The organism is Methylobacterium mesophilicum SR1.6/6, assembly GCF_000364445.2.
GTDB lineage: Bacteria > Pseudomonadota > Alphaproteobacteria > Rhizobiales > Beijerinckiaceae > Methylobacterium > Methylobacterium mesophilicum_A.
In genome coordinates, this window is record NZ_CP043538.1 from 3090344 (window position 1) to 3114011 (window position 23668).

Sequence of the window (23668 nt, forward strand, 5' to 3'; positions counted from 1 at the left end):
ATGACCGAAGAGCGGACACAGGCCTCCACTTCCGCGAGGGGACACGCGTCACTCCCCAGTCTCTTCGCCCTCCAGAGACACATTGCGGATGTTTACCAGGGCCGCTGCGCGGCCGCCGCGCAGAGCTACTTCGACACGATGGGTCGGGCGGCCCAGACATGGCTCGACGCCACTCGGCCGCTCACGCCGCTTCAGGCCTGGAGCGACGCCGCGCGGTACTGGACCGACTTCCCCCAGCGGTCGCTGCTGTTCTGGGACACGCTCCGGCAGCGCGGCAACGGGTGGCTGGACCATGAGAAGGCCGGCAAGCCGCCCCTGCTGGCCTTCGATTGGGAGGTCGTGGCCGACGGCCGGACATTCGAGCGCCCGGTCAACTACGCGCTCGCGCGCATCGCGCCGCCGCCGGGCACGCACACCGATCCCGACAAGCGGCCCTTCGTGATCATCGATCCTCGGGCCGGCCACGGGCCCGGGATCGGGGGCTTCAAGGCCGAATCCGAGGTCGGGGTAGCGCTCAGGGCGGGGCATCCCGTCTACGTGGTCATCTTCTTTCCCGACCCGGTCGATGGGCAGACCCTTGCCGATGTCGCGCGGGCGGAAGCCGAGTTCGTGCGCATCGTGCGGTCGCGGCATGCCACCCGAGGCAAGCCGGTCATCGTCGGCAATTGCCAGGGCGGCTGGGCCGCCATGCTGGTCGGCGCGCTCGACTCCGATGGCGCAGGTCCTATCGTGGTGAACGGCGCCCCGATGTCGTACTGGGCCGGCAACGACGCCGAGAACCCGATGCGCTACGCGGGCGGCATGCTCGGCGGAAGCTGGACGGCACTGCTCGCGAGCGATCTGGGCGGTGGCAAATTCGACGGGGCCCACCTCGTCGACAACTTCGAATACCTGAACCCGGCCAACACGTTCTTCGGAAAGAACTACACGCTCTATTCCAAGATCGACACCGAACCGGGGCGCTACCTCGATTTCGAGCGCTGGTGGGGCGGCTACTTCCTCATGAACCGGGACGAGATCCGCTGGATCGTCGACAACCTGTTCGTCGGCAACCGCCTCGCCGCGGGCCGCGCCGAGTGGGCCGAGGGCAAGGCCTTCGACCTCCGCGCGATCCGCGCGCCGATCATCCTGTTCGCGTCGCTCGGCGACAACATCACGCCGCCGCAGCAGGCCTTCAACTGGATCGCCGACCTCTACCCGACCACGGAGGACCTCAAGGCGAGCGGCCAGGTGATCGTGGGGCTGATGCACGAGAGCGTCGGGCATCTCGGCATCTTCGTCTCGGCGGCCGTCGCGCGGCGCGAGCACGCCCAGATCGTCGACCTGCTCGAATATATCGAGCACCTGCCGCCGGGCCTCTACGGGATGCGGATCGAGGAGACGCGCGCGGGCGGAGCGGCCCAATACGATGTGGTGCTGGCGGAGCGGCGGGTCGAAGACCTGCAGGCGCTGCAGAAATACGCCCGGCGGGACGAGATCCCGTTCGGCGCCGTGGAGCGGGTTTCGCAGCTGAATGCCGCGCTCTACGAGACGTTCGCGCATCCGCTGCTCGCAGCCCTCGTGTCGCCGGAGGCGGCACGGGTCGCCCGCGCGCTTCACCCGCTCCGGGCGCGGCGTTGGGCGATCTCGGACCTGAATCCCTGGCTGGCGCCGGTGAAGGGGTGGGCGGAGTTCACGCGGGCTCATCGGGCGCCCCGCGACGAAACCGGTCCGAGCGTCGCCACTGAGCGGCTCGCGGCGGCCGGCATCTCGGCCGTCTGGGACCTGTATCAGCACTTGCGCGACGCCGCGGTGGAGAACACGTTCTACGCGGTCTACGGCCCGGCGAGCCTCGCGGTGCCTGCCGAACCGGGCGCGCCTGCCGTTTCTGAGGCGGCGGGCAAACCCTCGGCCGTCGCGGAGGCGCTCGTCCGGATCGAGGAGGGTGGACTGGTCGAAGCCGCGGTCCGGGCAGGCTTGCTGATTGCCCGCCGCGGAAGCCGCGAGAAGCGGCTCTCGACCGCCAAGCGCATCCGCGAACTCGTCGGCCGGGAGATCGGCCTCCTCGGGCGGCCGGCCGAGGCGGCGCGGCGAATCGTTCGGCAGCAATCCTACATCGTCCAGCACGAGCCCGAACGCGCCCTCGCGACTCTGCCGACACTCGTGCGGACGGCGGAGGACCGTCGACGGCTCCTGGAGATCCTTGAGCGGCTCGCGGAGCACATGAACTTCGACGGCGGGCAAAAGGCGCTGATGCCCGAGTTCCGGCGTTTGCTGGCGCGGGAGCCCCTTCCCGTACAGGCCGCCGCGGCTGGCGCCGCACCGCAGGTGCCCGGGCGCCGCACCCGCCCGGACCGGTCGCAGAGGGCGCGCCGATGACCCGGATCCCTGACGGCAACGCGCTGGCCGGCAAGCGCGCCCTCGTGCTCGGCGTCGCGAACGCGCACTCCATCGCGTTTGGCTGTGCCAGGGTCTTCCGCCAACTCGGAGCGGAGCTGGCTCTGACCTACCTGAACGAGCGGGCGAAGCCCTTCGTGGAGCCTCTGGCGCGGGAGCTCGGGGCCTCGGTCCTGGTCCCCTGCGATGTCCAGAGGGAAGGGGATCTTGAATCCGTATTCCACCAGCTGACCGAGACCTGGGGCAGCCTCGACATCGCCCTGCATTCGATCGCTTTCGCGCCGAGGGAGGATCTTCAGGGCCGGCTCGTCGACAGTTCGTCCGAGGGCTTCAAGATCGCCATGGACGTGTCCTGCCACTCCTTCATCCACATGGCGCGGCTCGCCGCACCCCTGATGCGGGACGGCGGCACGCTCCTCACCATGAGCTACCACGGCGCCACGAAGGTCGTCCCGAACTACAACCTGATGGGTCCCGTGAAGGCGGCTCTGGAGAGCGCGGTCCGGTACCTCGCCTACGAGCTGGGCGGCCAAGCGATCCGAGTCCACGCGGTCTCGCCCGGCCCTCTCAAGACGCGGGCGGCGTCGGGCCTCAAGGATTTCGACGTTCTGCTGGCGGAGGCCGTGCAGCGCGCACCGATCGGCGAACTCGTCGACATCGACGATGTCGGCCTCACCGCGGCCTACCTGACGACCCCCTACGCCGCCCACCTGACGGGCATGACCGTGCACGTGGACGGCGGCCTCAGCATCATGGCGTGACGCGCACCGGCCCCTGTGCCGGCGTGCCCGCGCGCGACGGAGCGCAGCACGATGACTGACCTTTTCGCCGAACTGATCTCTCCCGAGCGGGTCGTCTTCGCGGGCGAGGTCCGCTCCGTCGTCCTTCCGGGCGTCGAGGGTGACATGACGGTCATGCCCGGCCACCAGCACCTCGTGACGGCGCTGCACCCCGGCATCGTGTTCGCGATCGATGCCGCCGGAACCGGCCGCCGGGCCTTCGTGCGGGGGGCCCTGGCGGAGGTCACGGCCAAGCGGGTGACGATCCTCGCCGAGCGGGTCCTCGCCGTCGAGGAACTGACCGGCGATCAGATCGACGCGGAGATCCTGCAGCTCCAGACGCAGCGGGACGCCACCCGCGATGAGGCGACACGGGCCGGATTCGATGTCTCGATCGCCCGCCTCGAAGAGTTCAAGGCCGGGCTTGAACTTTGACGGACCGACCTTCGCGCGGGTGCTCGCCGTTGCCCTTTCAGTATCGCTCTGGAACGAAGTGCCCCGCGTTGAGGGCGTCGTCATAGGCCCTGTCCTTGATGCGCTTCGGCAAGGTCACGGCCTCGCGCTTCACCTCCTTGTAGGGAATCAGGTGAAGCAGATGGGCGATGCAGTTGAGCCGGGCCCGCCGCTTGTCGTCCGAGCGGACGATGTGCCATCGGGCCTCGTCGATATCGGTCGCGGCGAGCATCTCGTCGCGCGCGATCGAGTAGTCGTACCAGCGACTGTAGGACTCGAGGTCCATCGGGCTGAGCTTCCACTGCCGGAGAGGGTCGTCGATCCGGGCCAGGAAGCGGCGCTTCTGCTCCTTCCTGCCCACTTCGAGCCAGAACTTGATCAGCTGCGTTCCGCCGCCGACGATGAAGCGCTCGATCTGCGGACAGAGTTCGAGGAAGCGGCGGCGTTCCGCTGCGCTGCAAAAGCCCATCACATGCTCGACGCCCGCGCGGTTGTACCAGCTCCGGTCGAAGACCACGATCTCGCCGGCCGCCGGGAAGTGCTCGATGTAGCGCTGCACGAACATCTGGGTCTTCTGCCGGTCTGATGGCGCCGGCAGCGCAGTGACGCGGAACACCCTTGGGCTCACCCGCTCAGTGAGGGCCTTGATTGTGCCGCCCTTGCCGGCGGCATCGCGACCCTCGAAGACCACGATGATGCGCGCCCCGGTCTTCCGGACCCAATCCTGCAGGTGACAGAGTTGCACCTGCAACGCACTCAATTCCCGCTCGTACGCCTTGCGCTTGAGCTTGGGATGCGCCTGCCCGTCGTCGGCGGCTTCGTCGTCCTGTACGAATTCCCGGACCTGCGTCGCCTCGTCCATCATGGCTGGGCCTCCCCATCCTGCCCGGCACGACCGCACGCGGTCATTCGGCCGGCATGTGCTCCTGCGTCCCGACCGGCTCTGCTGACTCTGCTGGCTCGTGTCGGTGGCCTTTCCCGCCCACGAGGCTCCAGGCCCGCTCGCGCAGGCTCTGGAACAGCACGTAGAGGGGCGGGATCACGAAGATGCCGAGGAACGACGCGGCGATCATGCCGCCGAAGACGGGCGTCCCCACGTTGCGCCGGGCGAGTTGCGAGGCGCCGACGGCGATGACGAGCGGAAACAGGCCGAGGATGAAGGCGAAGGAGGTCATCATCACCGGCCGGAAGCGCAGGCGCGCGCCCTCGGTCGCCGCTTCGTGGAGCGGTACGCCCCGCTCGCGCTGCTCCTTGGCGAACTCGACGATCAGGATGCCGTTCTTGGCGGCCAGGCCGATCAGCACCACTATGCCGATCTGAGCGTAGAGATCGAGGGTCACGCCGCCCCAGACCATCGCCGCGTAGGCGCCCAGGATCCCGACGGTGACCGACAGCAGCACCGGCACGGGGATCGTCCAGCTCTCGTAGAGGCCGACCAGGAACAGGAACGCGAACAGGATCGCGAATCCGAGGATGATGGCTGTCTTGCCCTCGGCCCGCTTCTCTTGGAACGCCGTATCGGTCCACTCGCCCGCAAACCCCGCCGGCAAGGTCTTGCCCGCGACCGCCTCCACGGTGGCGAGCGCCTGACCCGACGAGACTCCGGGCGCCGGAGAGCCCTGCACGGTGACCGCCCGCAGGTTGTTGTAGCGGATCAGCGCGGGTGGCCCGACCACGATCCGCGCCTCCGCCAGCGAGCGCAGCGGCACCATCTCGCCGTCCTTGTTGCGCACGTTGATCCGGTAGATGTCGTCGATCCGCGCCCGATCGGCCGCCTCGGCCTGAACCTGAACCTGCCAGGTACGGCCGAACAGGTTGATATCGTTGACGTAGTAGCCGCCGAGGGAGGCCTGCAGTGCCTGAAACACGTTGTCCAGGGGCACGCCGAGGATCTGGACCTTGTCGCGGTCGATATCGAGGAACACCGACGGGTTCGTGGCCGAGAAGGTGCTGAAGACGCGGTTGAGCTTCGGTTCCTCGTTCGCCGCCACGATCAGCCCGCGCACGACCTGGGCGAGGTCTTTCGGGTCGCCGCCGCGCAGATCCTCAAGGACGTAGGCGAAGCCGCCGCCCGTGCCGAGGCCGATGATCGGCGGCGGTGCCAGAGGAACCACGGTCCCGCTTGGGATCTCCCGGAATCGCCGGCCGAGCCGCGCGATGACGGCCGCGGCTCCGTCCCCGGCGCCGGTGCGGTCCTCGAAGGGCTTGAGGGTCACGACCAGGAAGGCGGCGTTGCCCTGCGAGTAGTTGTCGATGAAATTGAGACCGATCACCGATGTCGTGTCGGCGACCACGTGCTCCTGCCGCAGGATCTCCTCGGCCTTGGCGACCACCTCGGAGGTCCGCCCGACCGCGGCGCCTTCGGGGAGCTGCACCACGACGAAGAAGGCGCCCTGATCGTCCTCCGGCAGGAAGCCCGTGGGCGTCGTCCTGGCGAGCTGGACCGCGCCGTAGGCGGCCGCGCCGGCGAGCACGAGGCCGATGACGGAGAGGCGGACGATCCGCGCCACGACCGCGCCGTAGCCGTCGCGCACCCAGTCGATCGCCCGCATGATGGCGCCCATGATGCCGCGGCGGGGGCCCTGATGCGGTCGCAGCAGCACGCCGCACAGAGCCGGCGACAGGGTCAGCGCGTTCAGCGCCGAGATCAGCATCGCGACGGCGACGGCGACCGCGAATTGCCGGAACAGCTCGCCCGAGATCCCGGGCACGAAGGCGACCGGCACGAAGACCGAGAGCAGGACCAGGGTGATCGCGATGATCGGCGCCGTGATCTCGCTCATCGCCCGCTTGGTGGCCTCCCGGGGCGACAGCTCCGGGTGTTCCTCCATCACGCGCTCGACGTTCTCGACGACCACGATGGCGTCGTCGACCACGATCCCGATGGCGAGCACCAGGGCGAGCAGCGAGACGGAGTTCGCCGAGTAGCCCACCGCCTTCAGGGCGATGAAGGTCCCGATCAGGCTGACGGGCACGGCCAGCGTCGGAATCAGCGTCGCGCGCAGGCTGCCGAGGAACAGGAATACCACCACCACGACCAGCACGAAGGCCTCGACAAGGGTCTTCCGGACCTCGTGGACCGTCTCGGTGATGAAGGCGGTCGGGTCATAGGTCACCTTCCAGGCGAGCCCCTCGGGGAAGGCCTTCGCGAGCGCCCCGACCCGCCGCTCGACCTCCTTCAGGGTCGCCAGAGCGTTCGCCCCGGGCGACTGGTAGATCGCGATGACGGTGGCCGGGCTACCGTTCAGACGCGTCTCCCGGTCAAGGTTGGCCGCGCCGAGTTCGACCCGGGCGACGTCGCCGAGCCGCAGCACGGATCCATCCGGGTTGGTGCGCAGGATGACGTCGCGGAACTGCTCCGCGGAGTTCAGGCGCCCCTGCGTCTGGATGCTCAGCTGGAGCTGCTGCTCGTCGGAGATCGGCCGGGCGCCGATCCGCCCCACCGGCGCCTGCACGTTCTGCGCCCGCAGCGCCCCGATGACGTCGCCCGTGGTGAGGTTGAGGCCGGTGAGCTGGTCGGTCCGCACCCAGGCCCGCATCGCGTAATCCTGCGGCCCCCACAGCGTCGCGTCGCCGACGCCGGGCGTGCTCTTGATCCGGTCGAGCAGGTTAATCGTGACGTAGTTCGAGATGAACAGCGGGTCCTGCATGGCCTGGGGCGAGTAGACCGCCAGCACGCCGAGCAGCGCGGAGGATTTCTTCTTGACCGTGACGCCCTGCTTGCGCACGTCTTCGGGCAGCTTGGCGAGGGCGATCTGGACCCGGTTGTTGACGTTGACGGCGTTGATGTCCGGATCGGTGCCCAGCTCGAACGACCCGGTGAGCGTGTAGCTGCCGTCGTTGCCGCTGACGCTCTTCATGTAGATCATCTTGTCGACGCCCACGACCTGCGACTCGATGGGCTGGGCGACCGTGGATTCCACCACCGCGGCGGAGGCCCCGGGATAGGTCGTCGTGACCGAAACCTGGGGCGGCACGATATCGGGGTACTGCGCGACCGGGATGGTGTAGAGCGCCAGCGCTCCGGCGATCGACGTGACGATCGCGATGACCACCGAGAGGCGCGGCCGGTCGACGAAGATCGCCGAGAACATGGTCTCAGATTCCGCTGGCTGGCTGGGCGATCGGGTTCGCCTGCACGGCGATCCCGGGCCGCACGCGCTGCAAGCCGTCCACGATGACGAGTTCCCCACCCGATAGGCCGTCGTCGATGACCGCATCCGGGCCGGTGCCGCCGGCACCGGGCTTGACCCGCCGGATCACGGCCCGCCCGTCCTCGACAACGAAGACGTAGACGCCGCCCTGATCGGCGATGAGCGCGGCTTGCGGAACCACGACCTTCTGGTCAGGCTTGCCGATCTGCAGCGCGACCCGGACCAGCTGCCCGTCGCGCAAGGCACCCGCCGGGTTCGGCATGACGGCGCGGACCAGGACCGTGTCGGTCGTGCGGTCGACGCTGATGTTGACGAAGTCGACCCGGCCCAGCTGGCCGTAGTCCGAGCCGTCCTGGAATCGGATCCGGACCCCGACCTTGCTGCGGTCCGGGCTCTTCGCGCCCTGTTGGTAGCCCAGGAATTCGCGCTGGCTCACCGGGAAGGTGACGTAGATCGGGTCCTGACTGACGATCGTGGTCAGCACGCCGCTGTCGGGTCCGACAACGTTGCCCTTCGTCACGCTCGTGCGGCCGATCTGGCCGGCGATGGGGGCGACGATGTCTGTGTAGCCGAGATTGATGCGGGCGGTCTGGAGGTTGGCCTCGTCGCCCGTGACGGCGCCCTTCGCCTGATCGAGGGAGGCGCGTGCCTGGTCGCGGGCCACGACGGTCCCCGAATTGCGGTCGAGCAGCTCCTGCGCCCTCTGCAACTGAATGGCGGCCAGAGCCTGGGCCGCCTTACCGCGCTCCAGGGCGCCTTCGGCCTGCCTGACGGCGGCCACGAACAGGTCACGCTCGATCCGATAGAGGGGGGTTCCCGCCTTGACCGGATCCCCCTCCTTGAACAGGACGGCCTCGAGATAGCCGGTGACACGGGCGCGGACCTCGACGCGACCCACCGCCTCGACCCGACCGACGAAGTCCAGCGCCTTGTCCAAGGCCTTGAGCTGCGCCGTGACGGTTCCGACCGCCAAGGCCGCGTTCGGCTCACCCTCGCCGCGAACCGACGGGCCGAGGCCGGCGGTCAGAAGGGCAGCCAGCGAGAGCGTGAGCAAGCGGTTCATGGCCAAGCCTCGGTCTCCTCGTGAGGCTGCGGACCGCAATTTTTCCGGTTCTGAGAACTTACGCTTGATCGAACGGGACACATCAGAGTTCCCGTCGCTGCCGATCGACTGATGAAATCTGGTGAAGGGCCTGTCGCGCGCGAGATGTTGAGCTAGCGCAAAGACGATCTCGTCCGTGGTTCGATGATAGGGATCGTGGCTACGCTCGCGCGGGAACAAGGTCGGAAGCTGATCTGAGCACGCCCCCTCGATCGCCGGCTGAGGTCTCCTGCCGTTGTCGCTGAAGCCGACCGACATACTCGGCCTGGACAGCTATGTTCGAGACTCCTCACCCCGTGCTCGTCGAGCGGAATTCCGGCGCCCCACCGGGCCGCATCATCGGGCAGGACGACAGGGACTCGCGTGTGCCCGGCCGTGATCGCGAAGACGCACGGGCCACGGTGGTCGAAGCCGCGATCCGGATCGGACTGGCGGCAGCGCTGGTCTATGCATGTGGCCGCATCATCTTTCCGCTGCACGAAGTCCTGATCTGGTCAGCGATCCTGTCCGTCATGCTATATCCGCTGCATGCGCGCCTGCTCAGCCGGATCGGCGACCGTTGGTCAGCCCTGCTGATCGGGTTCGTCGGTGGGACCATCATCACCGTTCCCACGATCGCGGTGGTGACGTCGGCCGGATCGACGATCTACACGTTCCTGTCGGACGTTCAGAATCAGACGCTGGCCCTGCCGCCGCCCCCGAACTGGGTCGCCCGCGCACCGCTCGTCGGTCCGAGATTGGCAGAAGCATGGGCGCTCGCTGCCGCCAACGCACCTCTGGCTCTCGCGCGATACGGTTCAATGCTCAAGAGACCCGTGGCCTGGCTTCTCTCGGCCGTGCGGGGCTTGGCGACCAGCGAAATCTCTTTCGTTCTCTCGTTCGCGATTGCGGCCGTGGTCATCGCGTATGGCGAGAGTGCAGCCAAGTTCTCGCGGACATTTCTGTCCCGCACCACCGGTAACGAGGCGCGAGGTTCTCAGCTCGCAGCACTGATCGTCGCGACGATCCGCAGCGTCGCGCTGGGCATCGTCGGCGTCGCGGTGATCCAGGCGTTGCTGCTCGGCGCGGGTTTCTTTGCCATCGGACTTCCAGCCGCTGGTCTTTTGACGCTCGCGACGTTTTTCCTCTGCATCGTGCAGGTGCCGGCACTCCTCCTGACCCTGCCGATCATCGCCTATGTCTTCGCGACGGAAGCGACACGACCGGCGGTCATCTTCCTCGCCTGGACCATCGGTGCCGGGCTCAGCGACAACATCCTCAAACCGTTTCTGCTCGGACGCGGCATGCAAGTGCCCATGCCGGTCATTTTAACCGGCGTCATAGGCGGCCTGATCGCTCACGGCCTTCTCGGTCTCTTCGTCGGGCCGGTCCTGCTGGCAACCGGCTACGTGCTGTTGGTCGAGTGGATCCGACGGGACGAGATAAACGCAGGAATGCCACCGTAGGCGAGGCCCTTCGGTCGAACGCACGCACCGACGAGGGCACCCCTCAAGTTGAGCCGTCTGGATCCCCGTCCATGCCGCTGCGCGCCGGGAAGGGGCCGCCACAGACCGTCACCGCTTCGCTGCGGGCAGTCGGCTGGCAAGCCGGCACGGATCGGGCCTGATCTTCGAGACCCTCAGAGGAGAGCATCCGGCGTCGCGATGGGCTGACGGTTCCCAGCCGACATAGATGCCGCAGCCGCCTCTGGCTGAAGCACGGTTCGTGTGTGCGGTTGCGACCGTTCCATCGCAACCACGTCTGACGCTTCGACTTGGTGCAGGCTCAGACCCACGATGGGCGCTCTCCGATGCGGTAGCCTCACAGCTGGCCCGGTTCGAAATACCGGTCAGGTCAATACGCTCGATCGCGGCGGCATGATGCGGCGCGACCGCCGCCGACGGGCGCTGAGCGCCTCCTCCGGAACGCGTCAAGGCGCGCTGCGTGCCTGGACGATCGTGGTGCAGGCACTCTCGAGCTTCGGGAGGTCCCGGGCGGCGGCCATCCGCACGGTGAGCGGGCGGTTCTCGCCGCGCATGACCGGGCAATACGGATCCGGCGCGTCGTGCCGGCCCATCAGGCGCCGGCGACCGGCGCAGCCCCCGTGGCAGGCGGCTTCGTGGACGCAGCCGCTGCAGGGCGCGGGCAGCGATCGCGCCGCGACGAAAGGCTCGGTCTCGACGATCGCCGCGCCCGCCGAGACCAGGGCGTCGAGGCTCTGCCCGGTCCCGTCCCAATACACGCAGGGCTTGACCGTGCCGCGCGGCGTGACCCGCACGGTGCCGGTGCCGCAGCCGCCCCTGCGGGCGGGCAAGCCCGCCATGGCCCGCACCAGCGGCTCGCCGACCGCGATCGCGTCGGTCTCCGCGAAGAGGCGCTCGAATCCGGACCAGTACTCCTCATAGGTGAGGGCGAAGGCGTCCGTCCGGACGGCCTGATAGACATTGATCCGCAGGGGCGCGTCGAAACGGGCCGCGATCCGCGCGATCTCGTGCAGGCGATCGAAGTTGGAGCGCATCATCACAGCGATGAAGGTCACGCCGACGCCGAGCCGGCGGCATCGCGCCGCCTGCTCCATCACGAGGTCCCAATTGCCGGCGCCGCGCTGCCCGTCCTGCTCTTCGCGGGTCGGGTAATCGATCGAGAACTCCACATCGGCGAACGCCCGGACCTGCGCGTCGCCGATCACCGCGATCGAGTGGCCGTTCGACGTGATGGTGAGCTTGATCGGCTCGTCCGCCAGAAGGGCGAGCAGCTCCGCGAAGCGCGGGTGCATGCCGTTCTCGCCGGTACCGAGGTTGACCGAGCGCACGGGCAGCCGGTCGAGCACGGCGCGCACCTGCTCGGGCGCGAGGCGATCGACCCGGCCCTCATCGCGGTAGCAGAAGGCGCAGGCGAGGTTGCACTCGTTCGTCAGGCCGAGGCCCAGAGAAAAGCCGCGGTCCGCCCCCGCGAGGGCACTCGACTCGTCGCTCATCACTCAACCCCTCGAAGGCGTCCGCAGGCGGGTCGCCGGCCCGGCGCCACCTGACCGTTCGCGCGAAGGGCCATCCCGGTGACAGGATGGTCACCCCGATTCTGGCGCGATGACTGATGTCACCGACGCAACCTACGCTATCTTGTGCCCGTAACCACGGCCTGTGCGGCGCGAATGGTGTCGCGGCGGCCTTTGGGTCTCTCCCGAAACAGCGAGACCGGCCGCCCCGGATCGCCGAGGCGACGCATGCGCACTGATCCCATCTCGGATACCTTGGCTTTCCTGGCGGCGACGCAGGGTGATCAGGTCGCTTTGGGGCCGTGGCGCTGGGTCGCGATGGCGCTGCTGGCGGCCCTCGTGCTCGGCGGCCTCCTCGCCGCCGCCTACGCCTGGGCGGCGGACCCTGCGCAGCGCACCGGCCGCGACCTCGGGCTGTTCGTGGCCCGGTTCCTCGTCGGCCTGATGTGGTTCCAGAACCTGTTCTGGAAGTTGCCCATCTCGACCGGGAACGGCCTGCATTACTGGACCGGCCTCGAGACCAAGGACGCGGCCTTCGCGGTCCACGCGGATCTGATCGCGGCGCTGGCTCTGCCGGCCCCGAATTTCCTGATCCTGAACGTCGTGGTGCTGGTGACGGAGTTCGCCTTCGCGGCCTCGATGATCCTCGGGCTCGGCGTGCGTCTGGCGGGAACGGTGGGCGTGCTGTTCGTGGCGCAGCTCTGGCTCGGGCTCTACCGCAACACCCAGGAATGGCCCTGGGCGTACGTCTTCCTCATGCTGTTGATGGGGTTGTTCGCCCTTCTGGCGGCCGGGCGCAGTCTCGGCCTCGACGCGACGCTCCGCCGGAGCCATCCGCCCGACATGACGGATGGCGTGACCGGCGCCTTCATCCGGCTGGCGACGTGACGCGGTCCGGCGGGGCAGACATGCGCGCGACCGACGCGGCGTCGACCTGCGCCATCGCGGTCATGGCGAAGGCCCCGCAGAGCGGCCGGTCGAAGACGCGCCTCTGCCCGCCGCTCACGCCGGACCAGGCGGCCCGGCTCAGCGCGGCGTTCCTGCGCGACACGACCGAGAGCCTGCGCGCCGCCTGCGCGAACGCGCCGATCGCCGCATACGCCGCCTATGCGCCGACGGGCACGGAGACGCAGATCGCGCCCCACCTCGCCCAAGGAACCGCGCTGCTGCTGGCCGACGGGCACATTCCGGTGCCCGCGGGCGTGGAGGGCTTCGGTCGCTGCCTGTTCCAGGCGATCGCGGCGCTGCTCGCGCGCGGCCATGCGGCGGCCTGTGTCCTGTCCTCGGACACGCCGACTCTTCCGACGCGGATCCTGACGGCGGCGGCCGATATCCTCTTGGCGCCGGGCGACAGGGCCGTCCTGGGCGCCTGCGAGGATGGCGGCTACTACCTTCTCGGCCTGAAGCGCGCCCATGCGCGCCCCTTCGCCGAGATCGCCTGGAGCAGCGACACGGTCGCGGCCACGACCCGCGCGCGGGTGCGGGAGGCCGGACTCGATCTCGTCGAGCTCGATCCCTGGTACGACGTGGACGACGCGACCGCCCTGGCGCGCCTCGTCGCCGGGCGCGACGGCTATCCCGCGCCCGAGACACGCGCCACCCTCGCGGCGCTCGACGTCGCTGCGCCCCTTGCGGACGCGTCCGCGTGAACCGGGGGCTGGCGCCGCCTGCGCAGCGGCTCGCGTGGCTGGGCTTCGCCCTCGCGACGATCGAGATCGGCGCGCTGGCGATCCATGTGCCCGGCGCTGACACGGTCGGCTCCGCGACGCGCGCCAACCTGTTCGTCGCCGTCGTGGCGGCCGGGCTCATCCCCTATTTCCTGGCCGTGCGGCTGATCCTGCGGGAGCGCCTGCCGGGCCGGGCCCTGTGGCTCGTGCTCGGCCTCGCCGCGGCGATGCGGGCCGCGCTGCTGCCGGCGCCGCCGTTCCTGTCGAGCGACATCTACCGCTACGTCTGGGATGGCCGCGTGCAGGCCGCCGGGACCAACCCCTACCGCTTCATTCCCGCCGATCCGGCGCTGGCGCCCCTGCGCGACGCGGCGGTCTATCCCCTGATCAACCGGCGGGACTATGCTCGGACCATCTATCCCCCCGCCGCGCAGGTCGTGTTCGCGGCGGTGGGCCGGATCTCCGACACGGTCGTGGCGATGAAGCTCGCGATGCTGGCCTTCGAGGCGCTCGGCGTGCTGGCCCTGCTCGGCGTGCTGCGGATCGCCGGCCTGCCCCCGGAGCGGATCCTCATCTATGCCTGGAATCCGCTGGCCCTGTGGTCCTTCGCGTGCGACGGGCACGTCGATGCCGTCGGCATCGGGCTGCTCGGCCTCGCCCTGTGGCTGCGCGCTCGCCATCGCGGAACCCTCGCGGGGGCGGCCCTGGCCGCCGCGACGCTCGTGAAGGTGCTGCCGATCGCCGTGGCGCCCGCCTTCGTGCGCGGCGGGACATTGCTCGGGCCGGCGCTGGCGGGCCTCGCGGTGATCGCGCTCCTGTATCTCCCCTATCTCGGCGCCGGCCACGACGTGTTCAGCTTCTTCGCCGGCTACGGCGCTGAGGAGGGCTACGACACCGGCATCGGCTACTGGCTGCTCGCCGGCCTCGGACATCTCGGTGTCTCACCCGCATCGCTGCGGCTGCCTTATCTCGCGTTCGCGGCCGTGGGCCTCGCCACGCTCGCGCTCGGCATCGCGTTCCGAAGGGATCGGCAGGCCGCCCCCGACGCCGTCACGCTCTGCCGGGACACGGCCGTGCTCGCCGCCCTCACCACCTGCGCGGCGAGCCCGCACTATGCGTGGTATTACCCGTGGATCAGCCTCCCCGCGGTGGTGGCGCCGATCCCGGCGATCATCTGGATGGGCTCGGCGCCGATCCTGTTCCTGATCGACCCGTTCAACGACCGCTTCCTCTGGCCGGCGCTGGTATTCGTCCCGGCGCTCCTTCTGGCGGCCGGCGCATCCTGGCGGAGCCGCCGCACCGTCCCGATCCCCGTGCACGGAGCTGCCCGATGACCGCTTCGGCCGCCCCGACGGACCCGCGCCGCTACTTCGAGGCGGTCGACGCCCGCCGCACCGAGACCGCCGAGGCGCTCCCCGTTTGCCTCTATCTGGAGGTCACGAACCGCTGCAACCTGCTGTGCGAGACCTGCCCGCGCACCTTCGAGACCCTGGAGCCGCCGGCCGACATGAGCTGGGCGCTGTTCACCCGGATCGTCGACCAAGTGCCGAACGTCGCCCGGGTCGTGCTCCACGGAGTCGGTGAGCCGATGCTCGTCAGGGACCTGCCGCGGATGGTCCGCTATCTGAAGGACCGCGGCACCTACGTCCTGTTCAACACCAACGGCACCCTGATGCAGCCGAGGCGCTTCCGGGAGCTGATCGACACCGGGCTCGACGAGCTGCGCGTCTCCCTCGACGCCGCCGACCGGGCCTCGTACCGCAGGGTGCGCGGCAAGGACTTCTTCGACCGGATCGTGCGCGACGTCGGCAAGTTCGTCGCGTTCCAGAACGCGATCGGTGCCACGACGCCCCGCGTCTCGCTCTGGCTCACGGGTCTCAAGGAGACCGTGGACCAGCTCCCGGCCTTCGTGCGACTGGCGGCCGAGATGGGCGTGACCGAGGTGCATTTGCAGCGCCTCGTCTTCGACGAGGCCGGGTACGGCATGGCCCGAGCCGACCTGTCGCTCTTCGAGAGCACGCAGGCCGCCGAGGCCGCGGCGATCACCGAGGCCGAGGCGATCGGGCGGGCGCTCGGCGTGACGCTGGACGCCTCGGGCGCGACCGAGCCGGGGCTCAGCCTCAAGCGGCAGGAGGATCGCGCCTGGGCGACGTGTCGCCGGCCCTGGTCGCTGATGTACTTCACCGCCCACGGACGGGCGCTGCCCTGCTGCATCGCGCCGTTCTCGGTGCGCGGCTATTCCAACTATACGCTGGGCGACGCGACGCAGGCGACGCTCCGGGGGATCTGGAACGGGACCGCCTACCGCGACTTCCGCACCGCGCTCCTCTCCGACGCGCCGCCGGCCCCGTGCCAGAACTGCGGCCTGCGGTGGAGCCTCTAGGGTGGCAACGGGATCGATGCCGGCGGCCACGATATACCCGGTCAGCGTCGTGATCCCGACGCTGAACGAGGTGGCGACGATCGCCGCGGCGATCCGGGAGCTGCCCGCGGCCTATGCGGGCGACGTCATCGTATCCGACGGCGGCTCTGCCGACGGGACGCAGGACGCGGCACGATGCGCCGGCGCCCGTGTCATCGATGCCGGGCGCGGTTACGGGCGAGCCTGTGCGGCGGGTGCCGCCGCCGCCAAAGCGGACAGCCGCGTCATCGTCTACCTCGACGGCGACGGTGCCGACCGCGGAGACCTGATTGGGGACATCGCAGGCCCGGTGCTCGCGGGATCGTACGACTTCGTCCTTGCCTCGCGCACCCGCGGGACGCGGGAGCCCGGTTCGATGCTGTGGCATCAGGTGCTGGCGGGTCGGCTCGCCGGGCTCGGCATCGGTCTGCGCTACGGCGTCCGCTATACCGACATGTGCGCCTTCCGCGCGATTGACCGATCGGCTCTCGACCGCCTCCGCCTGCGCGAGCCGACCTATGGCTGGAACATCGAGATGCAGATGCAGGCTGCCCGGGCAGGCCTGCGTATCCTCGAGGTTCCGGTGCCCTATCGCCGCCGCCTGGGCGGCACCTCGAAGGTGGCCGGGTCCCTCGGTGGCACGGTTCGCGCGGGCGGCAAGATCATCTCCACCTATCTGCGCGTCGCTGCGCGGCCGGCCGGCCGCTGAAGCCGTTCCCTCGATCCAGGCCAACCGCGAATGTTTTACGACATTGGCGCGAAGCGGCCTGTCCACTTGCTGCATGGACGGCCCGATCATCGGACTCATCCACTCTCGGCAGGAGATAGCTCGCTCGAAGCGGCCTCTGACCTTATCCGCCTACAATCGCAGCCCACCTTGCTCGGCTGCGGAGGATCCGAGGTCATGACGCGGATGAAACGCTATGATCTCAGCACGGCCGGGACCACCCTGGTGATCACCTCGGCCGTTGGTGCAACGACAAAAAACAGTGTCTGCAGACGGTTGTATGGAGCGGGCGATCGGGATCGAACCGACGACATTCAGCTTGGGAAGCTGACGTTCTACCACTGAACTACGCCCGCGTCGGAAAGGGTTTTGAACGGCTTGCGGCGTCCGAGTCAACGCCCGTCAGCGCGGCCCGCGCTGTTTGACGGCAGATTTGAAGCTCCGGCCCCGCGTCGGCGGCCCGCGCCGGCGGTTCGTTGATGATCGTCCCGCCGACCACCGGATCCTCGCTCAGTCCAGGGCCACGGCAAAGCCTCGCTGAACAGCCGGTCGATCCATCAGCGTGCGATACCAGCGCGCGACGTGCGGGTAATCGGCCAGATCCACCTGATGGCGTTCGTGCCGCCACGCCCAGCCGAGAATCGCAAAGTCCGCGACGGACAGCGGACCCGCCACATACTCGACCTGAGCGAGACGGCGATCAAGCACACCGTAGAGTCGCCGCGTCTCGGCCAGATAGCGCGCGAGCCCGTAGGCACGGTCCTTCTCGGCCACGTTGAGGAAATGGTGGACCTGACCGGGCATCGGCCCGAAGCCGCCCATCTGCCACATCAGCCATTCGAGCACCGCGACGCGAAGCCGCCGATCCTCCGGAAGGAAGTGGCCCGTCTTCTCCGCGAGATACAGAAGGATGGCCCCGGATTCGAAGACCGAGATGGGCGCGCCATCCGGCCCCTCGGGGTCCACGATTGCCGGGATGCGGTTGTTCGGACTGATGGCGAGGAAGTCGGGTTCGTGCTGCCGCCCCTGGGTTATGTCCACCGGCTTGACCCGGTAGGCCAGGGACATCTCCTCCAACGCCACGCTGATCTTGCGTCCGTTGGGCGTGTTCCAGGCATACAGGTCGATCATGGCGCGTGGGATCCTGCTTGCACGCCGAGGTGGCGCGTTCGCCAGTGCAGACCCGACGAACGAGACGGGTCAACCGCGCAGGACGGCCCGCAGGTTCCAGACCTTGCAATCCGTCGCCAGGACGGTGTTCCGATCGGTGCGACGGCGGCGCGCTCTGATGTGCGTATGGCCCGAACGATGCGAGGCAGGCACCGAGTGGCGAAAGGTGCCCCTCCGCGCAGCCGATCGAGGACTACGGCCGCCGCGGAACGCCAGGGTCGCCGGACCGTTGCGCTCCCTGGGAGCGTCGCGACCTGGACGGAGAATTGCATCGACGATGTGCGGGATATGCGGCGACATCAGCTTCGACGGACCAGCCGACCCCGCTGCCGTGGCGGCCATGATGGGAAGCCTTCGCCCGCGCGGACCGGACGGCGAGGGTCTGTTCGGCGCGGGCCGCGTCGTCTTCGGGCACCGTCGGCTGAAGATCATCGATCTGTCCGAGGCCGGTCAGCAGCCGATGGTCGATCCGGCGCTCGGCCTCGCCATCGTCTTCAACGGCTGCATCTACAATTTCCGCACGCTCCGCTCGGAGTTGGAGGCGAAGGGCTACGCCTTCTTCTCGACCAGCGACACGGAAGTCGTTCTGAAGGCCTATCACGCCTGGGGAAAGGCCTGCGTCGAGCGCTTCTACGGGATGTTCGCCTTCGCGATCCTCGAGCGCGATTCGGGCCGCGTCGTGCTGGCCCGCGACCGGCTCGGGGTGAAGCCGCTCTATTACAGCGCGACGCCGGGCCGCTTCCGCTTCGCGTCCTCGCTGCCGGCCCTGCTGGCGGCCGGCGGCGTCGACACGGCGATCGATCCGGCCGCGCTGCACCACTACATGAGCTGGCACGCGGGCGTGCCCGCGCCGCTGACCATTCTCAAGGGCGTGCGGAAACTCGCACCGGCGACCATCCTCACCCTGGAGGCGGATGGGACGCGCCGCGAGGAGATCTACTGGACGGTGACGATCGGACCGCGCGCGGACGATCGGGGGATGACCGAGGCGGATTGGCGCGAGGCCGTGCTGGAGACCCTCGGCACCGCGGTGGAGCGCCGGCAGGTCGCCGACGTGCCGACCGGGGTCCTGCTGTCGGGCGGGCTCGACAGCTCGATCCTGGTGGCACTGCTCGCCCGCAAGGGCCAGGCGGGCCTGAAAACCTTCTCGGTCGGATTCGACGCGGTCAACGGCGTCGAGGGCGATGAATTCAAGTATTCGGACATCATCGCGCGCACGTTTGAGACCGACCACACCAAGCTGGCCGTTGACGGATCCCGCACCCTGGAGGCGCTGCCCGCGGCGATCGCCGCCATGTCCGAGCCGCAGATGAGCCACGACGCGGTGGCGTTCCTGCTCCTGTCGCAGGAGGTCGCCAAGCACGTCACGGTGATCCAGAGCGGGCAGGGGGCCGACGAGGTGTTCGGCGGCTACCACTGGTATCCGAAGCTGATGGGCTCGACCGATCCGGTCGCGGATTACGCCAAGGCCTATTTCGACCGGGACCACGCCGAGATGCGCGAGGCGCTGGCGCCCGACATGGTGAGCGGCGACTACAGCACCGACTATCTCGTCGATTTCTTCTCCACCTCCATGAGCGCGGGCGCCATCGACAAGACGCTTCAGCTCGATCAGCAGATCATGATGGTCGATGACCCGGTGAAGCGCGTCGACAACATGACGATGGCCTGCGGTCTCGAAGCGCGGGTGCCGTTCCTGGACCACGACCTCGTGGAACTCGCGGCCCGTATTCCGGCGGAGCTGAAGGTCCGAGACGGCGGCAAGTACATCCTGAAAGAGGCGGCGCGGGCGGTCGTCCCGGCCGAGGTCATCGACCGGAAGAAGGGTTACTTCCCGGTCCCGGCCCTGAAGCACATCCGCGGGCCCTTCCTCGATTTCGTTCGGGACGTGCTCGAACGGCCGGAGGCGCGTGCCCGCGGCATCTTCAACCGCCGCTACGTCGACCACCTGCTCGCGGATCCGGACGGGACCCTCACGCCAAAGGGCAATTCCAAGCTCTGGCAGGTTGCCCTGCTGGAGAGTTGGCTGCAGACGCACAGCGTCTGACGCCCCAGCAGCGGCACGGCTCTCGCGAGGGATCGTGATCGACGCGGCGCTCAAGGTGCCGCGCTTTGTCCACGATCGTCCCGGATCAGACCCGCGACCGACACCCGGAGAAGCCTGTCGATGTGCCGCTGGATCGCCTACGCGGGACGCACCATCCCGCTGGAGCACTACGTCACCGAGCCGTCTCACAGCCTCGTGTCGCAGAGTATCCACGCCCTCGAATCGACCGCGGCCACCAATGGCGACGGCTTCGGGCTCGGCTGGTACGGCGACCACCCCGAGCCCGGCCGCTATCGCGAGGTGCAGCCCGCGTGGTCCGACGATAACCTGCGCTACCTGTGCCGGCACCTGCACTCGCATCTGTTCTTCGCGCATGTGCGGGCCGCGACGGGCACGCCGATCACCCGGCCGAACTGCCACCCCTTCGCGTGCGGTCCCTGGCTGTTCATGCACAACGGCTATATCGGCGACTGGAGCCGCCTGCGCCGGCCCGTCGAAGCGATGATCCCCGACGCGCTCTACCCGTCGCGGGCCGGAACGACAGATTCCGAGGCGATCTTCCTCGGGCTTCTCGGCTGCGGCCTGATGGGCGACGGTCCGCGGCGCGATCCCGTGGAGGCGACGACGCGGGCGCTCAAGCGGCTCACCGAGCTCGCGGGGGAGCATCCGTTCCGGTTTACCGCCGCCCTCGCCGACGGGCGGGACCTCTACGCATTCCGCTATGCGGCCAACGACAAGGCCAACTCGCTCTATTATCGCGCTTCGGAGGGCGGTGTGGTCATCGCGTCCGAGCCACTCGATCGCGACCACGGCACATGGACCGCGGTGGCGGAGAACAGCGTCGTGGTCGCGCGGCGGAACGAGCCCGTGACGATCCTGCCGCTCGCGCCGTTCGGCCTCGGGCAACCAGCACCGGACGCGGCCCCCCGCCGCCTGCGGGCCTGAAGGCGGCTCAGGCCACCCGGGACAGGCTGCCGGCCTGCGACCCGCGTGTCTCGCGCGCGGCATCGTAGGCGCGGTTGCGCATGGCCGTCTCGCTCGGCAGCTGCTCCAGCACGGTGCCGGAGCACGAATCCACGACCTGGAAGACGATCGCGCTCGTGTCGGGATCCTGGATGAAGCGCGCCTTGCTCTGGGGCGCGCCGATGTCGAGCTTCACGGCCGGTTCGAGCGCGGCCGACGTGGGCTCGGGTGCCTCCTGCGTCGCCGCGGAGGCGGCGGTCGCTCCGAGCGCGTCGAGACCCTGCGGGCCGGGCGTCGGGGTGCTGAGCGGGCGGATCTCCATGGCTGATCTCCTGCGATCCTGTGATCGAAGGATTCAGCCGGGATGCCGCCTAAGCGTCCCTTAACGGTGGCCGCTCATCCACCGCTTGCGCAGCGCCGTTCGCGCCTGCGATGAAGATTGCGTTAGCGCGCGGCCACAAATGCGCGGCGCTTTTGCTGTCCGTTCAGGCACGACAGGCAGGCCGCCCGGCAGCGGAAAACCGCTGCGGCTGCGGGTGAACTGCGCGGGCTGCCGTCGTTGTGATCCCAGCGGAGCGATCGGGCGGCGCCGCGTGCGCGAAGGCCGCAGGTCCGAAAATGCCTTCGCCGCACCCGTGAGGATGGGATCGCGCCGCCGGATCGTGGGGCTGCTCGATAAGAAGCCAATGCGGCGAGGCAGACGCGCCCGGGTCGTGAGAGACCCGGGCGCGGCCGTCGTTCATTCCGCGGCGTCGACGTAGAGCTTTCCGCCCTCGGCGAGGAATTCCTGCGACTTCGCCCGCATCCCGGCCTCGGCCTCCGCCTTCGACATGGCGGGCGATGCGCCCACGACCTCGCCGGCCTCCTCCATCGCCAGCACCTCGGCACGGAGATCCTGGGTGATCTTCATGGAGCAGAACTTCGGCCCGCACATCGAGCAGAAATGCGCGACCTTGTGGGCGTCCTTCGGCAGCGTCTCGTCGTGGAAGCGCCGGGCCGTGTCCGGATCGAGGCCGAGGTTGAACTGGTCCTCCCAGCGGAAATCGAACCGGGCGCGGCTCAGCGCGTCGTCGCGGAGCTGCGCGGCCGGGTGCCCCTTGGCGAGATCGGCGGCGTGGGCGGCGATCTTGTAGGTGATGACGCCGGTCTTCACGTCGTCCCGGTCGGGCAGGCCGAGATGCTCCTTCGGCGTGACGTAGCAGAGCATCGCGGTGCCGAACCAGCCGATCATCGCGGCGCCGATGCCCGAGGTGATGTGGTCGTAGCCCGGAGCGATGTCGGTGGTCAGCGGGCCGAGGGTGTAGAACGGCGCCTCGCCGCACTCCTTCAGCTGCTTCTCCATGTTGACCTTGATCTTGTGCATCGGCACGTGGCCGGGGCCCTCGATCATCACCTGGCAGCCCTTGTCCCAGGCGATCTTGGTCAGTTCGCCCAGCGTCTCCAGCTCGCCGAATTGCGCGGCGTCGTTGGCATCGGCGATCGAGCCGGGGCGCAGGCCGTCGCCGAGCGAGAACGACACGTCGTAGGCCCGCATGATGTCGCAGATCTCGTCGAACCGCTCGTAGAGGAATGATTCCCGGTGCCCGGCGAGGCACCAGCGGGCCATGATCGAGCCGCCGCGCGAGACGATGCCGGTGACGCGCCGCGCGGTCAGCGGAACGTGCGCGAGCCGCACGCCGGCATGGATGGTGAAGTAGTCGATGCCCTGCTCGGCCTGCTCGATGAGGGTGTCCTTGAACACTTCCCAGTCGAGCTTGAGCGGGTCGCCGCCGACCTTCTCCAGGGCCTGGTAGATTGGCACCGTGCCGATCGGGACCGGGCTGTTGCGGATGATCCACGAGCGGATGTTGTGGATGTTGCGGCCGGTGGACAGGTCCATGACCGTGTCGGCGCCCCAGCGGATCGACCAGACCAGCTTTTCCACCTCTTCGGCCGCGGACGACGTCACCGCGGAGTTGCCGATGTTGGCGTTGATCTTGACCAGGAAGTTCCGGCCGATCGCCATCGGCTCCAGCTCGGTGTGGTTGATGTTGGCCGGAATGATCGCGCGGCCGCGGGCGATCTCCTCGCGGACGAAGTCGGGTGTGATGAACGGCGGCACCGACGCCCCGAAGCTCTGGCCGTCGGCGAGCGCCGCCTCCGCGCCCTCCAGCATCTGCTCGCGGCAGGCGTTCTCCCGGTGGGCGACGTAGATCATCTCCTCGGTGATGATCCCGGCGCGGGCGAACTCGTACTGCGTCACCATCTGGCCGGGGGCCGCCTTGCGGATGGTCCGCTCGGCGGGGCAGGGGGCCACGAGCTTGTCGCCGGCGAAGCCGTTGTCCTCGGGCTTCACCGCCCTGGGCTCGACGGACGCGTAGCCACGGCCCGCGAGCCAGGGCTCACGCACGCCCGGCAGGCCGGCATTGAGGTCGATGCGCGCGTCGGTCTCGGTATAGGGGCCCGACGGATCGTAGACCCGCACCGGCGCCTCCTTGGGATCGGAGAGGGCGATCTCGCGGTAGGGTACGCGGATATCCGGCCGGCCGGCCGGGCTCGCGTAGACCTTGCGCGATCCTGTGACCGGACCGGTGGTCACGGCCTCGGGGCTGCCTTTCACGTCCTTGGGGAGAACGGGTGCGTTCATCGTGGGCCTCTCCTCGTTCTGGAGCGGTCCGGTCCACGCGATGGGTGAGATGAGATCCGGCTGCACGCGTGCGACCGCAGGTTCCCGTCCCTCCGCCGGTATGAGCCGGATCAGGTTCAAGGGTCAGGGCAGCGTGCCCAATCTCAGCCCCCTGCGGGGCCCCCCTCGGAACGGTTCAAGACTCGGGCCCGGAGAAGCCTTTGTCAATGCGGGGCCCGGATCGTAGAGG

The 23668-nt window shown here is 68.9% G+C and carries 18 protein-coding genes, 1 tRNA gene, 1 pseudogene and 1 riboswitch; of the genes and pseudogenes, 12 read left to right on the plus strand and 8 right to left on the minus strand.

Annotated elements, in window-relative coordinates; translation table 11 throughout:
- Genes MMSR116_RS14685 through atpC form a run of 3 tightly spaced genes read left to right on the plus strand, consistent with a single transcriptional unit; the run spans window position 1 to window position 3590 of the window.
- On the plus strand, window positions 1–2358 hold the full coding sequence (locus tag MMSR116_RS14685; protein ID WP_010682364.1) for a DUF3141 domain-containing protein: 2358 nt from the start codon (window positions 1–3) through the stop codon (window positions 2356–2358).
- Window positions 2355–3137: an enoyl-ACP reductase FabI gene (fabI, locus tag MMSR116_RS14690; RefSeq protein WP_010682363.1), complete on the plus strand. Its 783-nt coding sequence runs from the start codon at window positions 2355–2357 to the stop codon at window positions 3135–3137. Before MMSR116_RS14685 ends, fabI begins: the two co-directional genes overlap by 4 nt.
- A 51-nt stretch (window positions 3138–3188) precedes the next feature.
- Window positions 3189–3590: an ATP synthase F1 subunit epsilon gene (gene atpC / locus MMSR116_RS14695; RefSeq protein WP_010682362.1), complete on the plus strand. Its 402-nt coding sequence runs from the start codon at window positions 3189–3191 to the stop codon at window positions 3588–3590.
- Window positions 3591–3627: 37 nt separating this feature from the next.
- On the opposite strand, the gene ppk2 is transcribed toward atpC, so the two are convergent.
- From ppk2 to MMSR116_RS14710, 3 genes are read right to left on the minus strand one after another with little or no spacing between them, the layout of a single operon-like run.
- A complete protein-coding gene (gene ppk2 / locus MMSR116_RS14700) occupies window positions 3628–4470 on the minus strand; it encodes a polyphosphate kinase 2 (RefSeq protein ID WP_039892548.1) in 843 nt (280 codons plus the stop codon).
- A gap of 43 nt (window positions 4471–4513) precedes the next feature.
- A complete protein-coding gene (locus MMSR116_RS14705; protein WP_010682360.1) occupies window positions 4514–7702 on the minus strand; it encodes an efflux RND transporter permease subunit in 3189 nt (1062 codons plus the stop codon).
- A 4-nt stretch (window positions 7703–7706) separates the two neighbouring features.
- Entirely contained in the window at window positions 7707–8825 is a 1119-nt protein-coding gene (locus tag MMSR116_RS14710; RefSeq protein WP_039892262.1) for an efflux RND transporter periplasmic adaptor subunit, read from the minus strand.
- Between the two features lie 335 nt (window positions 8826–9160).
- Between MMSR116_RS14710 and MMSR116_RS14715 the strand changes: the two genes are divergently transcribed.
- Together MMSR116_RS14715 and MMSR116_RS31890 are read left to right on the plus strand one after the other, a co-directional pair.
- A complete protein-coding gene (locus tag MMSR116_RS14715) occupies window positions 9161–10309 on the plus strand; it encodes an AI-2E family transporter (protein ID WP_010682358.1) in 1149 nt (382 codons plus the stop codon).
- 107 nt (window positions 10310–10416) lie between these two features.
- A pseudogene (locus tag MMSR116_RS31890) lies at window positions 10417–10605 on the plus strand (IS3 family transposase); the annotation flags it as partial.
- Between the two features lie 168 nt (window positions 10606–10773).
- Here the strand turns inward: MMSR116_RS31890 and MMSR116_RS14720 are convergent.
- A complete protein-coding gene (locus tag MMSR116_RS14720) occupies window positions 10774–11820 on the minus strand; it encodes a radical SAM/SPASM domain-containing protein (RefSeq protein ID WP_010682357.1) in 1047 nt (348 codons plus the stop codon).
- A gap of 246 nt (window positions 11821–12066) precedes the next feature.
- Here MMSR116_RS14720 and MMSR116_RS14725 point away from each other — a divergent pair, with 246 nt between their 5' ends.
- The 5 genes from MMSR116_RS14725 to MMSR116_RS14745 are packed head-to-tail and all read left to right on the plus strand — an operon-like array spanning window position 12067 to window position 16615.
- Complete coding sequence (locus MMSR116_RS14725) at window positions 12067–12726, plus strand: hypothetical protein (protein WP_010682356.1); 660 nt, start codon at window positions 12067–12069, stop codon at window positions 12724–12726.
- Window positions 12727–12746: 20 nt separating this feature from the next.
- Window positions 12747–13487 (plus strand): TIGR04282 family arsenosugar biosynthesis glycosyltransferase, encoded by a 741-nt coding sequence (locus tag MMSR116_RS14730; protein WP_010682355.1) that lies wholly within the window; start codon window positions 12747–12749, stop codon window positions 13485–13487.
- A complete protein-coding gene (locus MMSR116_RS14735) occupies window positions 13484–14839 on the plus strand; it encodes a glycosyltransferase 87 family protein (protein ID WP_010682354.1) in 1356 nt (451 codons plus the stop codon). Before MMSR116_RS14730 ends, MMSR116_RS14735 begins: the two co-directional genes overlap by 4 nt.
- Window positions 14836–15888 carry a radical SAM protein gene (locus tag MMSR116_RS14740; RefSeq protein ID WP_010682353.1) on the plus strand — a complete coding sequence of 351 codons (1053 nt, stop codon included), beginning with the start codon at window positions 14836–14838 and terminating at the stop codon, window positions 15886–15888. The genes MMSR116_RS14735 and MMSR116_RS14740 overlap by 4 nt, the downstream gene beginning before the upstream one ends.
- Before the next feature lie 16 nt (window positions 15889–15904).
- Window positions 15905–16615 carry a glycosyltransferase family 2 protein gene (locus MMSR116_RS14745; protein ID WP_039892260.1) on the plus strand — a complete coding sequence of 237 codons (711 nt, stop codon included), beginning with the start codon at window positions 15905–15907 and terminating at the stop codon, window positions 16613–16615.
- A 299-nt stretch (window positions 16616–16914) separates the two neighbouring features.
- Here MMSR116_RS14745 and MMSR116_RS14750 read toward each other — a convergent pair.
- A tRNA-Gly gene (locus MMSR116_RS14750) sits at window positions 16915–16989 on the minus strand.
- Between the two features lie 154 nt (window positions 16990–17143).
- A complete protein-coding gene (locus MMSR116_RS14755; RefSeq protein WP_010682351.1) occupies window positions 17144–17764 on the minus strand; it encodes a glutathione S-transferase N-terminal domain-containing protein in 621 nt (206 codons plus the stop codon).
- A 316-nt stretch (window positions 17765–18080) separates the two neighbouring features.
- Between MMSR116_RS14755 and MMSR116_RS14760 the strand changes: the two genes are divergently transcribed.
- Together MMSR116_RS14760 and MMSR116_RS14765 are read left to right on the plus strand one after the other, a co-directional pair.
- Window positions 18081–19850, plus strand: coding sequence for an N-acetylglutaminylglutamine amidotransferase (locus tag MMSR116_RS14760; protein ID WP_010682350.1), 1770 nt, complete (start codon window positions 18081–18083; stop codon window positions 19848–19850).
- Between the two features lie 120 nt (window positions 19851–19970).
- Window positions 19971–20795, plus strand: a complete 825-nt coding sequence (locus MMSR116_RS14765) for a class II glutamine amidotransferase (RefSeq protein WP_010682349.1) — start codon at window positions 19971–19973, stop codon at window positions 20793–20795.
- A 7-nt stretch (window positions 20796–20802) separates the two neighbouring features.
- On the opposite strand, the gene MMSR116_RS14770 is transcribed toward MMSR116_RS14765, so the two are convergent.
- Together MMSR116_RS14770 and thiC are read right to left on the minus strand one after the other, a co-directional pair.
- Window positions 20803–21135: a hypothetical protein gene (locus tag MMSR116_RS14770; RefSeq protein WP_010682348.1), complete on the minus strand. Its 333-nt coding sequence runs from the start codon at window positions 21133–21135 to the stop codon at window positions 20803–20805.
- Window positions 21136–21552: 417 nt separating this feature from the next.
- Window positions 21553–23439: a phosphomethylpyrimidine synthase ThiC gene (gene thiC, locus MMSR116_RS14775; RefSeq protein ID WP_010682347.1), complete on the minus strand. Its 1887-nt coding sequence runs from the start codon at window positions 23437–23439 to the stop codon at window positions 21553–21555.
- A 70-nt stretch (window positions 23440–23509) separates the two neighbouring features.
- A riboswitch (TPP riboswitch) is annotated at window positions 23510–23615 on the minus strand.
- Window positions 23616–23668 lie beyond the last annotated feature (53 nt).

Excerpts from the sequence above, each read along its gene's own strand:
- MMSR116_RS14745 (WP_039892260.1), top strand. The coding sequence starts at position 15,905 with ATGCCGGCGGCCACGATATACCCGGTCAGCGTCGTGATCCCGACGCTG.
- MMSR116_RS14685 (WP_010682364.1), top strand. The coding sequence starts at position 1 with ATGACCGAAGAGCGGACACAGGCCTCCACTTCCGCGAGGGGACACGCG.
- MMSR116_RS14755 (WP_010682351.1), bottom strand. The coding sequence starts at position 17,764 with ATGATCGACCTGTATGCCTGGAACACGCCCAACGGACGCAAGATCAGC.
- MMSR116_RS14710 (WP_039892262.1), bottom strand. The coding sequence starts at position 8,825 with ATGAACCGCTTGCTCACGCTCTCGCTGGCTGCCCTTCTGACCGCCGGC.
- MMSR116_RS14765 (WP_010682349.1), top strand. The coding sequence starts at position 19,971 with ATGTGCCGCTGGATCGCCTACGCGGGACGCACCATCCCGCTGGAGCAC.
- MMSR116_RS14730 (WP_010682355.1), top strand. The coding sequence starts at position 12,747 with ATGCGCGCGACCGACGCGGCGTCGACCTGCGCCATCGCGGTCATGGCG.
- atpC (WP_010682362.1), top strand. The coding sequence starts at position 3,189 with ATGACTGACCTTTTCGCCGAACTGATCTCTCCCGAGCGGGTCGTCTTC.
- MMSR116_RS14740 (WP_010682353.1), top strand. The coding sequence starts at position 14,836 with ATGACCGCTTCGGCCGCCCCGACGGACCCGCGCCGCTACTTCGAGGCG.
- thiC (WP_010682347.1), bottom strand. The coding sequence starts at position 23,439 with ATGAACGCACCCGTTCTCCCCAAGGACGTGAAAGGCAGCCCCGAGGCC.
- fabI (WP_010682363.1), top strand. The coding sequence starts at position 2,355 with ATGACCCGGATCCCTGACGGCAACGCGCTGGCCGGCAAGCGCGCCCTC.
- MMSR116_RS14720 (WP_010682357.1), bottom strand. The coding sequence starts at position 11,820 with ATGAGCGACGAGTCGAGTGCCCTCGCGGGGGCGGACCGCGGCTTTTCT.
- MMSR116_RS14760 (WP_010682350.1), top strand. The coding sequence starts at position 18,081 with ATGTGCGGGATATGCGGCGACATCAGCTTCGACGGACCAGCCGACCCC.
- MMSR116_RS14770 (WP_010682348.1), bottom strand. The coding sequence starts at position 21,135 with ATGGAGATCCGCCCGCTCAGCACCCCGACGCCCGGCCCGCAGGGTCTC.
- MMSR116_RS14725 (WP_010682356.1), top strand. The coding sequence starts at position 12,067 with ATGCGCACTGATCCCATCTCGGATACCTTGGCTTTCCTGGCGGCGACG.
- ppk2 (WP_039892548.1), bottom strand. The coding sequence starts at position 4,470 with ATGGACGAGGCGACGCAGGTCCGGGAATTCGTACAGGACGACGAAGCC.
- MMSR116_RS14705 (WP_010682360.1), bottom strand. The coding sequence starts at position 7,702 with ATGTTCTCGGCGATCTTCGTCGACCGGCCGCGCCTCTCGGTGGTCATC.